The organism is Nitrincola alkalilacustris, assembly GCF_008973755.1.
GTDB lineage: Bacteria > Pseudomonadota > Gammaproteobacteria > Pseudomonadales > Balneatricaceae > Nitrincola > Nitrincola alkalilacustris.
This window is the reverse complement of record NZ_WBOM01000007.1, coordinates 54,850-66,585: the sequence shown is the minus strand read 5'-3', so window position 1 is coordinate 66,585 and position 11,736 is coordinate 54,850. Positions and strand designations below refer to the sequence as shown.

Annotated in this window: 14 protein-coding genes; 7 read left to right on the top strand and 7 right to left on the bottom strand. The window is 53.4% G+C overall.

What is annotated here, in order from left to right:
- Nucleotides 1-3: 3 nt before the first annotated feature.
- From F7R27_RS13590 to F7R27_RS13575, 4 genes are read left to right on the top strand one after another with little or no spacing between them, the layout of a single operon-like run.
- Nucleotides 4-1,329: an HlyD family type I secretion periplasmic adaptor subunit gene (locus tag F7R27_RS13590; RefSeq protein ID WP_151704811.1), complete on the top strand. Its 1,326-nt coding sequence runs from the start codon at nucleotides 4-6 to the stop codon at nucleotides 1,327-1,329.
- Nucleotides 1,330-1,338: 9 nt separating this feature from the next.
- Nucleotides 1,339-2,700 (top strand): TolC family outer membrane protein, encoded by a 1,362-nt coding sequence (locus F7R27_RS13585; RefSeq protein WP_151704810.1) that lies wholly within the window; start codon nucleotides 1,339-1,341, stop codon nucleotides 2,698-2,700.
- Nucleotides 2,684-3,829 carry a glycosyltransferase gene (locus F7R27_RS13580; RefSeq protein WP_151704809.1) on the top strand — a complete coding sequence of 382 codons (1,146 nt, stop codon included), beginning with the start codon at nucleotides 2,684-2,686 and terminating at the stop codon, nucleotides 3,827-3,829. The genes F7R27_RS13585 and F7R27_RS13580 overlap by 17 nt, the downstream gene beginning before the upstream one ends.
- A complete protein-coding gene (locus tag F7R27_RS13575; RefSeq protein ID WP_151704808.1) occupies nucleotides 3,826-4,092 on the top strand; it encodes a YfiM family lipoprotein in 267 nt (88 codons plus the stop codon). Before F7R27_RS13580 ends, F7R27_RS13575 begins: the two co-directional genes overlap by 4 nt.
- 107 nt (nucleotides 4,093-4,199) lie before the next feature.
- Here F7R27_RS13575 and F7R27_RS13570 read toward each other — a convergent pair whose 3' ends face one another.
- Together F7R27_RS13570 and F7R27_RS13565 are read right to left on the bottom strand one after the other, a co-directional pair.
- Nucleotides 4,200-4,646 carry a DUF411 domain-containing protein gene (locus tag F7R27_RS13570; protein ID WP_151704807.1) on the bottom strand — a complete coding sequence of 149 codons (447 nt, stop codon included), beginning with the start codon at nucleotides 4,644-4,646 and terminating at the stop codon, nucleotides 4,200-4,202.
- A 63-nt stretch (nucleotides 4,647-4,709) separates the two neighbouring features.
- A complete protein-coding gene (locus tag F7R27_RS13565) occupies nucleotides 4,710-4,958 on the bottom strand; it encodes a GNAT family N-acetyltransferase (RefSeq protein WP_151704806.1) in 249 nt (82 codons plus the stop codon).
- A 115-nt stretch (nucleotides 4,959-5,073) separates the two neighbouring features.
- On the opposite strand from F7R27_RS13565, the gene F7R27_RS13560 reads away from it, so the two are divergent.
- Nucleotides 5,074-6,108, top strand: coding sequence for a DUF2157 domain-containing protein (locus tag F7R27_RS13560; protein ID WP_151704805.1), 1,035 nt, complete (start codon nucleotides 5,074-5,076; stop codon nucleotides 6,106-6,108).
- A 49-nt stretch (nucleotides 6,109-6,157) separates the two neighbouring features.
- Here the strand turns inward: F7R27_RS13560 and F7R27_RS13555 are convergent, their stop codons facing one another.
- The 5 genes from F7R27_RS13555 to F7R27_RS13535 all read right to left on the bottom strand — a co-directional run bounded on the left by F7R27_RS13555 (nucleotide 6,158) and on the right by F7R27_RS13535 (nucleotide 9,990).
- The gene (locus F7R27_RS13555; protein WP_151704804.1) at nucleotides 6,158-6,406 is read right to left on the bottom strand and encodes an HP1242/YdcH family protein; all 249 of its coding nucleotides are present in this window, start codon (nucleotides 6,404-6,406) and stop codon (nucleotides 6,158-6,160) included.
- A 120-nt stretch (nucleotides 6,407-6,526) separates the two neighbouring features.
- Nucleotides 6,527-7,063: a winged helix DNA-binding protein gene (locus tag F7R27_RS13550; RefSeq protein ID WP_151704803.1), complete on the bottom strand. Its 537-nt coding sequence runs from the start codon at nucleotides 7,061-7,063 to the stop codon at nucleotides 6,527-6,529.
- Complete coding sequence (locus F7R27_RS13545) at nucleotides 7,063-8,361, bottom strand: TRAP transporter large permease (RefSeq protein WP_206060516.1); 1,299 nt, start codon at nucleotides 8,359-8,361, stop codon at nucleotides 7,063-7,065. The genes F7R27_RS13550 and F7R27_RS13545 overlap by 1 nt, the downstream gene beginning before the upstream one ends.
- 15 nt (nucleotides 8,362-8,376) lie before the next feature.
- Entirely contained in the window at nucleotides 8,377-8,928 is a 552-nt protein-coding gene (locus F7R27_RS13540; protein ID WP_151704801.1) for a TRAP transporter small permease, read from the bottom strand.
- Between the two features lie 75 nt (nucleotides 8,929-9,003).
- The gene (locus F7R27_RS13535) at nucleotides 9,004-9,990 is read right to left on the bottom strand and encodes a TRAP transporter substrate-binding protein (protein WP_206060515.1); all 987 of its coding nucleotides are present in this window, start codon (nucleotides 9,988-9,990) and stop codon (nucleotides 9,004-9,006) included.
- A 230-nt stretch (nucleotides 9,991-10,220) separates the two neighbouring features.
- On the opposite strand from F7R27_RS13535, the gene F7R27_RS13530 reads away from it, so the two are divergent.
- Both F7R27_RS13530 and pxpB read left to right on the top strand, forming a co-directional pair.
- Nucleotides 10,221-10,976, top strand: coding sequence for a 5-oxoprolinase subunit PxpA (locus F7R27_RS13530; protein ID WP_151704799.1), 756 nt, complete (start codon nucleotides 10,221-10,223; stop codon nucleotides 10,974-10,976).
- Nucleotides 10,958-11,734, top strand: a complete 777-nt coding sequence (pxpB, locus tag F7R27_RS13525; protein ID WP_240776378.1) for a 5-oxoprolinase subunit PxpB — start codon at nucleotides 10,958-10,960, stop codon at nucleotides 11,732-11,734. The genes F7R27_RS13530 and pxpB overlap by 19 nt, the downstream gene beginning before the upstream one ends.
- Nucleotides 11,735-11,736 lie beyond the last annotated feature (2 nt).

Here is an 11,736-nt window from a genome sequence, read left to right as displayed (position 1 = left end):
TCAATGAGTAAAGAGGCGCTACAGGCAATTCGTGAGGGAGACTTCACGCTGGATGTTTCGGACAAAGCCCCCCGGATCATCGGTATGATTATTCTGTTTATCACCTTTGGCATGTTCGGAACCTGGGCAGCCGTTGCACCGCTCGACAGTGCAGCTCTGGCGCAGGGCGTTGTGACCGTGAAGAGCTATCGTAAAACCGTGCAACATCTCGAAGGTGGCATCGTGCGCACCATTGAGGTGCGCGACGGAGATCTGGTCACCGTCGGCGATGTGCTGCTGACAATCGATGATACACAGCCGCGTGCAGAGCTTGAGATGACGCGCAGCCAGATGATCGCCATGCGCGCGCTGGAAGCCCGCTTGCGCGCTGAGCGAGATCAACTCGAAGAGGTTGTCTACCCGGAAGATTTTGACCTGATGGACCTGCGTGTCATCGAGTCGATGCAGAGCGAAAATCAGGTGTTTACCGCACGCATGAACGCTCACCGCGGTGAAGTCGGTGTTCTGGAGCAACGCATCTCGCAACTGACGGAGCAGATCAGTGGCCTGCAATCGATCATCAGCAGCAAGCAGGAACTGATGACCTCGTATGAGTCTGAGATGAAAGATCTCTCTGAGTTGTTGTCCGATGGTTTTGTAGACAAGCAGCGCCTGCGTGAGCTGGAGCGCAACCTTTCTCAGCTCAAGGGCGAGATTGCCGAGTATCAATCAACCATCGCTCGAACCAGGATACAGCAGGGTGAAACTCGTCTGCAGATTTTACAGCTGCAAAAAGAGTTTCATACGCAGGTGGTAAACCAACTCTCTGAAATTCAGACTCGGAATTTCGATCTGCGCGAACGTGCCGGCGCACTGCTGGATCGCGTGAACCGTACTGTGATCACGGCACCGGATACCGGGATGGTGCTCGGTATGAAAGTGCATACAATCGGTGGTGTCGTGCAGTCGGGCACACCTATTCTGGATATAGTGCCCGCATCGGAAGAGCTGATAGTGGAGGCTCAGATATCCCCCATCGATATCGATCGGGTTGATGTCGGGAAGCTGGCAGATGTGCGCTTCAGTGCCTTCAAGAGTGCGACAACACCCGTGATTGAAGGCCGTGTCACCCATATTTCGGCGGATCGCCTGATTAATGAACAGACAGGTATGCCCTACTATCTGAGCCGAATAGAGCTGACCGATACAGGGCGCAGAACACTTGGTGATCTGATGCTGGTTCCCGGCATGCCTGCGGAAGTGCTGATCAATACTGGTGAGCGCACAATGCTGCAGTACCTCGTTCAGCCGGCAACCAATGCCTTTGCACGTTCGATGATTGAAGACTAAAGGATCGGCATGAAACGATTAAGCACGCTGACGCTGGCTTTGCTGCTGACATTTAATCAGACTCAGGCAGATGAACAACAACCTGTAACCGAGTCGGGTTACTATTCTGATTTGCTGACACTGTATCAGCAGGCACAGTCTGCTGATCCGCGGATCATCTCTGCCGAGGCGAGTACACGCCTTGGCGAGTATCGTGAGCGTGAAGCATTCGGGTCGCTGCTGCCGCAGATCTCGGCTGATGCCCGCATCACGCAGACTCACTATCGCTCCGGGCAGACAGAGACCGACTATGCTGGAGAACGTTTCTCCATCTCTCTGAATCAGATCGTGTTCGACCGCGCTGTCTGGCAAAGCTACCAGCGTTACCGTGCCATTGCCGAGCAGCAGTCAGCAGAGGGTGTGGATAACATTCAACATGCCACTATTGATCTGATACAGCGCTATTTTGAAGTGCTTGCCGCTGAAGACAGCCTGGCCCTGATCAGTGCCGAAAAAGAGGTTGTGGCTCAGAACCTGTCACGTATAAATTCCCTGTTTGAGCGTCAGTTGGTCCCGATTACCGATCAACTGGATGTGGCAGCACGGCTCGACAGGCTCATCTCGGACGAGATAAGTGCTGATAATCAGGTTCAGGTAGCCCGTGAGCGTCTGACCGAAATCCTCGGCCGTCCGGTTGATGAGAAACTGAAAAGGCTGCCTGAAAAGCCCGATCTCGGTGAAAGGTTTCAACTCAGTGATTTGGACTACTGGCGAGACCAGGCGCTCGCAAACAATCATCAGTTGATCGCAAGAATGGCAGCCCTGAATGCACAACGTGCAGCACAACGTGAGGCTTTCAGTGGCCATCTTCCACGTGTTACAGCCTCGTTAAGTGCTCAGCAAACCAATATCGGGTTCGAAAATGCCCAGTCTGGCCGCACGGAGTCAGGTGTGGCAGCGCTTAACTTCCAGATACCCCTCTTTTCCGGTGGTTCGGTATCGGCAAGAAATCAGGCTGCCTATGAGGGTATTACACTGGCCCAGCAGGATCTTGAAACAGTGCGCCGCCAGGTGATGAGAGAAACCCGTGTTGCTTACTTGAACAGCAAGGCGTCCATCTCCAAAATTCACGCAGCACTTGTTGCTCTCGAGTCGGCCTCAAAAGCGAGAGAAGCAGCAGAGCGAAGCTTCAGCTTTGGCATAACCAACGTGGTGGATGTGCTGGATAGAACCCGAGCTGAGTTCAGTGCCAATCGTGACTTGCTCGAGTCTCAGTATAATTTCATCATGAGCTACATGGTTCTTAAACGCTGGAGTGGCACCCTGGATGAGAGTGACATTATCCAGGTTAATGAACTGTTGAGCGTAAGATCTGATGCTGCAGAGGGCTGAGCGGCCCATCCGCGTTCTACATCTTTACAAGACGGCGCCACCTGAGGATATAGGCGGTGTTGGTGTCTGCATAGCCAATATAACAGCCACTACTGCACCCCAGGGGGTGCAGCACCGTGTGCTGGTCACCACGCGCGAGTCCTCGTCTCGTATCGAGCGCTGGGCGTGCGGCACAGAGGTTTTCTTCTGCCCTCAGAATTTCAGTTTTGCGTCCCTGCCTTTCAGCCTGGAGATGCTGCGCCAGTTCCGACGCCTGTCGGAGTGGGCCGATATCGTGCAATTTCATCACCCTTTCCCTGTACAGGACTTGTTACACCTGTTCCAGCGCAAACGCCGCTATCGATCCATCGTCACGTATCACAGTGATGTTGTAAGACAGAAGATTACTGGTGCGGTCTACGCGCTGTTGAACCGTCCTTTTCTGCAAAGTGTGGATCGAGTGGTTGCCACTTCGCAGAACTATATCGACAGCAGTCCGGTGCTCCAGCGCTTTTTGACTAAAACCCAGGTGATTCATCTGGGTCTGAATCCGGAAGGTCTCGAACACGTTCCAAGCCAGCGCATGACTGACCTGGAAGCAAAGCTGGGTAGAGGGTTTTTCCTTTTTCTTGGTGCATTGCGCTACTATAAGGGCCTGACGTTTCTGGTGGATGCCGCGAGGCAGACCGGTTTGCCGCTCGTCATCGCAGGCAAGGGTGAACTTGAGGGCGAGTTAAGGGCGCAGGCAGCAGGTGCCAGCAATATCCGTTTTATCACTGATGTGGATGAAGTTGATAAATGGGCATTGTTGTCATTGGCCAGTGTGTTTGTTTTTCCTTCCCACCTGCGATCAGAAGCCTTTGGCATCAGTTTGCTGGAGGCTCAGATTGCTAAGCTTCCTTTAATCACTTGCGAACTGGGCACCGGTACAAGTTTCGTCAATAGCGACCGACAGACGGGCCTTGTCATCCCACCAGCAAACAGTAAAGCACTTGCACAGAGCATGCTTGACCTGGCAGACAACCCTACTCAGAGGAAGATCTTCGGGGAAGCAGGACATCAACGTTTTCATGAACTGTTTACATCCAGAGTCATGGGGGAAGCCTATTTGAAGCTTTATTCAGACTTAGCTGGCAAGTTGCTCTCATGAAAAGCATGATTTATACACTGCGACTGAAAATGGGCCAGCATTTACTGGAGCACGACAAACGTCAGCACCTGGTGTACAGCCTGATACTGACACTGTTTTTTGGCTGGCTACTGGGTCTGACGGCAGGGATCAGCATTGCCTTGCTGATCGGGCTGGCAAAAGAGGTATGGGATCACTATCGTGGTTCAGGTTTCTGCTGGATAGATATGATCGCCAACATCCTGGGTATCCTGCTGGCAGCACTCTGCCTATCGCTTTGGTAAAGAGGCTGGAGATAGATTGGGGATAGATTGGGGTCGATAGATTGGGGTCAGAGTCAGCGACTCTGACCCCAATCTATCCTATCTAATCTATCGACCCCAACCTATCACTACTGGTTATATTCCGACCAGACTTCTGGTGCTTGCCCGGACTGGTCAAACGCAAACACTCTGTAATGATCCAGACGCCCTGTTTCCATGCCAGGTGAGCCATGAGGCATGCCAGGTACTGACAGCCCCTTGATCACTGGCTTCTCTTTTAACAGACGCAGGATATCATCAGCGGGAACATGTCCTTCAATCAGGTAACCATCAATCACACCTGTATGACAGGAGGCCAGTTCCTGTGGCAGGCCCAACTCTGCCTTCTTGCCATAAATGTCATCAATATTAACAGCTTCAACCTTGATGCCGGCAGACTCAACATGAGTGATCCAGTCGTTGCAGCAGCCGCAATATTCGCTTTTGTATACCTGCATGATGGAGTCAGCATGTGCACTGCTGCTGAACATAGCACCGCTGAGCACTGCTGTCAGGAGAATTGTACGTGATAGCATTGTAATTCTCTGGAGGTCGGAAAATGGTTAATCATAAGACAGTTGGAAGCGATACAGGTTCTGTCAGTGCAGAAACTTCTGCACATACCAGCAGGTGGCCGTGATTTGATAGCCATTGTCTCTGGCCCACTTCAATCCGGCTCTGACCAGTTTTTCTGCCAGCCCATGGTTGCGCAGTTCAGGTGGCACGTAGGTGCTGCTGAAGTTGATCCGGTCATCTGAAATCTGGTACTCAAGCACACAATCATGACCATCCTGAGAGAGCACAAAGCGGTTATACTCCATCTGGTGTTCGACCATTTGTTCGTTCATTGCAACCTCGACAGACTAAAGCAGACAAGACAAACGTTGATGTTAGCACAGCAAACAGACCGCTGTGGTAATTACTCAGGCATTTGAAACAGACTTTTCCGCACAAGGAGTGGCCATGAAATTGAATCGTGATCTGCTGACACAGGCCAGTCATCAAGACATTATCACTGAGGAACAGGCACAGGCACTCTGGACGTTTCTGAAAGAGGCTTCTCAGGACACGCCCGGGTTTCGCTTTACCCATATACTCTATTATCTGGGAGGCATGCTCGCCATAGGTGCCATGACCCTGTTCATGACGCTGGGCTGGGAAAGCTTCGGTGGCTGGGGGCTGCTCTTTATCGCGCTGGCCTATGCCGTAGCCGGTCTGTGGCTGACTGAGTATCTGCTGTATGGCAAGCGCTTACCGATCCCGGCCGGTATCACGGCCACTTTTGTGCTGGTGCTGACGCCTCTGGCTATCTATGGTTTGCAAAATGGCCTTGGCCTGTGGGCAGAGGGGCGCTTCTATCGCGATCTGCACCACTGGATAGACTGGCGTTGGTTGATCATGGAGCTGGCAACACTGGCGGTCGGTGCCATCCTGCTCTGGCGCTATCGCCTGCCATTTCTGGTGATGCCGATTGCTGTCACGCTCTGGTACATGAGCATGGATCTGGTACCTTTTCTGTTTAACGATCTGGACTACAACTGGGAGCTGCGCAAGTTGACTTCTATCTGGTTCGGACTGCTGATGACACTGCTGGCCTTCTGGATCGATATCCGCACCAGCAGTCGTCAGGATTTTGCCTTCTGGCTCTATCTGTTTGGCGTGATCACTTTCTGGAGTGGCATGACACTGCTCTCATCCGACAGTGAGCTGAACAAGTTTGTCTACTTCTGTATCAATCTGGGCATGATTCTGATCGGGGCAGTGCTGTCGCGCCGTGTGTTCGTGGTTTTCGGTGCTCTGGGCGCTGCAACCTATCTCGGGCATCTGGCCTATAACGTCTTCCAGGACAGTATTCTGTTTCCATTCATACTGACTATGATCGGTCTCGGCATTATCTGGCTGGGTATACTCTGGCAAAGGCATGAAGAACGCATCAACCACAGAATTCAGAACCTGCTGCCAAAACGGCTACAGATGCTGCTGGCAAGGCGCCATTAGCGGAGAGATATAAAAGGAGAATGTGCCCGTTACCGGGCACTTTTTCTGATCAGGCTGAAGCTTCAGCGCTCTTCAGCATCGCAAAGAGCTGGTCTTTCAGGTTGAGTCGCTGCTTTTTCAGGTTTTCGATATATTCGTCGCTGCTCACTTCAGCACCGTTCTCGATGCGACGTACTTCGTGATCGTGCTGATGATACTCATCAAACAGCTTGGCAAAGTGTGCATTGTCCATTTTCATCTGGTGAATCTGCTCACGAAACTCAGGCAGTTCATGGATCAGGTCGTGTTTTTCTACCATTTTTCGGCTTCCTTGTGTATCAGATTAGGCTCAGTATCATCCTATACCTTTATCAGCCACATAGCATTGATTCAGCGCAAGGAGTCAACCTGACACTGCGACCAGAGACTCCATAATCGTTTACAGTGAAGCCGCGGAGCGAGCCGCCTGGTCGTACAGGCCGGATATGGCGCGCAGTGCGTTGGCGATCTGGTGCATATCTTCGCGGGCAATACCAATCGATGCCAGAGATTCGATCAGACAGGCCTCACGAATCTCAGCATAGCTGGTACACACCCGACGCCCCTCTTCCGTGGTCTTGAAGAAGGACTCCTTGCCCATTTTCTCTCCCTCTATCAAATCCAGCTTGGTCAGTTTCTTCAGCGCATAGCTGACGGTATGGCTGTCTTCGACATTCAGTACCAGACAGATATCCGACAGGCGCTTGGCCCGCTCGCGATGGTTGATGCTGTGCAGCACCAGAATATCCAGCGAGCCAAGCTCGGGAAAGCCAACTGCCGTCATGCAGCGCACCATCCAGCGATTGAATGCATGGCTGGATATGATCAGACCAAATTCAAACTCCGACAACTCCTGTGCACTGCGTGACAGATGTTCCGAGGAGACAATCGGGCCGCGTGGGTCGGCCACGCGACGGCTGTTTTTTTCCTGTGTCATCAACGATTACCCATGGCTTCTGGCAGATAGGTGACTATCTGCGGGAACAAGCTGATCAGGATAACACCCAGAAGCATCAGGAAGAAGAAGGGCAAGGCTGCTTTGGCGATATGCAGGATATTCTTCCCTGTCATCCCCTGCAGCACGAACAGGTTGAACCCGACCGGCGGCGTGATCTGCGACATCTCGACCACGATCACCAGATAGATGCCGAACCAGATCAGATCAATTCCGGCCGCCTCGACCATCGGCAGCATGATGGAGGTGGTCAGCACCACTACGGAGATCCCATCCAGAAAACATCCCAGCACGATAAAGAACAGCGTCAGCACCGCCAGCAGCATGAAGGGTGACAGATCCATCGTCGCAATCAGGGATGCCAGCTCACTCGGCATGCGGGTGAAGCCCATCGCTGCCGTCAGGAAGGAGGCACCTGCCAGAATGAAGGCGATCATGCAGGAGGTTTTGACTGCTCCCAGTGCCGCTTCCATGAAGGTATTCCAGCTCAGCGCACCATTACAGGCAGCCAGCACCAGTGACAGTACCACGCCTATGGCGGCGGCTTCGGTCGGTGATGCAAAGCCGGCGTAGATGGAGCCGATAACACCTATGATCAATGCCATCATCGGTATCAGGCGACGTGAGCGATAGAGTTTTTCCCGAAAAGGGATTACCGGATCAGCCGGCGGTACCTTGTCTGGATAACGCCAGGACCAGATCATCAGATAGGTGGCAAACAGCGCGATCAGCATCAGGCCGGGGAAAATACCGGCGACGAAAAGGCGCGCTATGGATTGATCGGTTGCCACGGCAAAAACGATCAGAATGATTGATGGTGGAATCAACAAACCCAGGGTTGCAGAACCTGCCAGCGTTCCCAGCACCAGCTTATCATCGTAGCCTCGGCGCTTGAGTTCGGGGATGGTCATCTTGCCCATGGTCGCACAGGTCGCGGCAGAGGAGCCGGATACGGCCGCAAACAGACCACAACCGATCACGTTTGTATGCAGCAGGCGGCCCGGGATACGCTGCATCCAGGGTGACAGACCGGTGAACATGTCCTCGGCCAGGCGCGAACGGAACAGAATTTCGCCCATCCAGATAAACATCGGCAGGGCAGTCAGCTCCCAGCTGTAGCTCGCACTCCAGATATCCGACGCCATCATATCGCCGACCGGGATCGAGGTGAACTGGCTGATACCCAGCCAACCAAGCCCCAGCAGAGCAAAGGCAACCCAGACACCCGTCCCCAGCAGAACAAACAGTGCTACAGTCAGCACCAGCATCATGAATAACATAATCAGTCTCCGCTCTTATTCGTGGCCACTGTCATCAATGATGAACTCAGTGGGTCGGGTAAAGGCCGTGATGGCAACCTGAAGCCAGGCTTCAAACAGCGCCACACAGAACAGCAGTATGCCCAGCATCATGCCGCTTTGCGGAATCCACAGAGGTATCCGGAGTATGCCGTAGGAAACTTCATTGAACGCGATACTGTCCTCCACCAGCCAGAAGGTGTACCAGGCCAGGTAGCTGCAGAGTGCCAATGCCAGAGTCAGACACCAGAGTTCCAGATAAACCCTGATTCTGGGAGAGAGATGGCTGATCAGCAGTGTGACACGAATATGCCCACCATTAACGAAGGTGTAGGCCAGACCAAGAAAGCTGGCCCCAACCAGCAGAAACCCGGAGATTTCCGACAGACCGGGGATCGCTAGCCCCAGGCTGTCCTGTCCGATCCAGACCATGAATTTGTCTGCCATGCGACCCAGAATCTGGGTCGTGATCATCCCACAGATCAGGCAGAGGCAGATAACCGAGCCATAGGCACCGGCTTTGTACAGAGGAGTCAGTCGATAACGCATGGTGATTCACCGTAGCTGGCAGCAATCGCCCCCGGCTTCCAGCTGATACCGGGGGCTATTCACAGTTGAGAAGAATCAGTTCTGCATGATGTAGTTCTGCAGGATCTGACGCCCCTGCTCACCCGCCTGCTCGACCCACTCATCTGCCATGGTCTTGCCGATATCTTTCAGCGCGTCCGACAGTGCAGGAGAGGGATCGGATACGATGATGCCATTTTCCTTCAATACAGCCAGTGCCTGTTCGGTCTCCTGCTTGCTCATCTCCCAGCCACGACGCTCCGCCTCTTCTGCTGCATCCAGCACTGCCTGCTGCACGGCAGGATCAAGACGCGAGAAAGCCTGGTCATTCACGATCACCATGTTCTTCGGCAACCACAGCTGAGTGTGGTTGAAGTGGGTCAGATAATCCCATGCCTTGGTATCGGCACCGGTGGCAGGAGAGGTCATCATTGCATCAACACGGCCGGTGCTGAAAGCGGTTGGAATATCAGGCACTTCGATCTGAGTAGGGACCGCGTTGACCAGTTGCGAGAAGCGCTCGCTGGAGGTGTTATAGGCACGCATTTTCAGGTTGCGCAGATCATTCAGCTCAGTGATCTCTTTCTGGGTATACAGACCCTGTGGTGGCCAGGGCACGGCAAACAACAGACGCAGACGCTGCTTGCTCAGCTCTTCGGAGATGATCTCGCGCGATGCCTCCCACAGAGACCAGGCATCGTCATAGTTGGAAGCCAGATAGGGAACGGAGTCGACATCAAAGATGGGGTTTTCATTCGCCAGACGAGACATGATCAGCTCGCCCATCGGCACGATACCACGACGAACGGAGTTCTTGATCTCAGCATGACCGATCAGTGAACCGTTGGAGTGTACATTGATCTTCAGCTCGCCATCGGTACGCTCGGCTACATCGTCAGCAAATGCGCGTATATTAACAGTATGGAAGGTTCGATCGCCGTATGGCGTCGGCATGTCCCACTCGGTGGATGCAACCGCAGTGGTGGTCAGTCCAGTTGCTACGACAGCAGCCAGAACAGCCTTCAGAAAAGGTTTGCCAGACATCATGAGATTCCTCATTTGTTGTTATTGATCTTTTTGTTATTGAGCTTTTTGTTATTGAGCACTGCGTCAGTTTTAGCCCGAAGGCGATAAAATGCCAACGCATGGTTAAAGATTAGGCAACCTAAGAGACATACGTCAACATTTTTTTTACTTTTTATTGATAATTTATTTGCAAATCGTATTTGTTTTGATAGATTCAAGGCATAAAAAAACAATCAGGAGGTATCTCCATGCCCTCACTACTCCTCAATGCGGATATGGGCGAAAGCGTCGGACCCTGGAAAATGGGACTGGATGCCGATGTCATGCCGCATGTTGATCTGGCCAATATCGCCTGTGGTTTCCACGCATCAGATCCTGACATCATGCGCTACACCGTGCGCCTGGCCAAAGAGCATGGCGTGCGTATAGGCGCACACCCCGGATATCCCGACCTGATTGGTTTTGGCCGCCGCTCCATGGCCTGCTCCGCGCAGGAGATAGAGAATCTGGTGCTGTATCAGACAGGCGCACTGGCCGCTTTCTGTCGTGCAGAAAACACACAGCTGAGCTATATCAAGCCGCATGGTGCGCTCTACAACGATATGAGCCGGGATACGGAAAAGCTCGAAGCCGTGATGCGTGCAGTGGCCGCCTACGATCCACAACTGCCTCTGATGGTGATGGCTACCCGTGATCAGGAGCCGGCACGCGCCCTCGCAGCCAGGCATGGCATTACGCTCTGGTTCGAAGCCTTTGCCGATCGCGCCTATGACCCTCAGGGGTTCCTGGTATCGCGACGCGAACCTGGTGCCGTGCATCATGATCCGCAACTGATTCTTGAGCAGGCAACACGCATAGCACAGCGCCAGCCACTGACCGCCAGTGACGGTAGTGAGCTGTTGCTGCAGGCGGATACGCTGTGCGTACATGGTGACAATCCGGAGTCGATCGCAGCCGTCAAGGCGATCCGACAGGCACTCAGGGCATGCGAAAAGCCGGTATGAAAGATCACGGTGAAACCCTATCTGCAGGCTCAACCCTGCCACGCCTGGAAAATGCCGGTATCGATGCCTGGATCATTCGCCTGTTCGACAGCATAGAAGAGTCGAACATGAACTGGATCACGGCCCTGATGCGTGAGTGTGAGGCTGCACTCGGTGATGATCTGATCGACCTGGTGCCCTCCTACACCACTGTTCTGGTGCACTATGACTGCCAGCAACGTGATGCGCTGCAGATTCGCGCCCTGCTATCCTCTATTCTGAGCCGTCTGCAGCCGGATGAGGCAGCCGAGAATCTGCCGATACATGAACTTCCGGTCTGGTATGACATCAGCGTCGGACCAGAGCTGGAGCGCCTCTCGCAGGTGAGCAACCTTGGTTATCCACAAGTTATTCAGATTCACAGTGAGCATCTTTATCGCGTTTTTGCGCTCGGCTTTGCACCGGGCTTCGCCTTTATGGGATCGCTGCCAGAGGCGCTGGAGCTGCCCCGGCTGGAAACCCCGAGAACACGGGTACCTGCCGGCAGCGTGGCGATTGCCGGACGCCAGACCTCAGCTTATCCACAAGCTTCACCTGGTGGCTGGAACCTTATCGGTCGTACACCTGTTCGCCTGTTCGATCGGGATCGTGATGGCATGAGCCTGCTGCAGGTTGGTGATGCCGTGCGTTTCATACCTGTCAGTAAAGAGGAGTTTATTCGCCTCGGTGGTGATCCCACTCCTGTTGTACGGGATAGGGTACAAGGGGGAGTTCAGTAGTC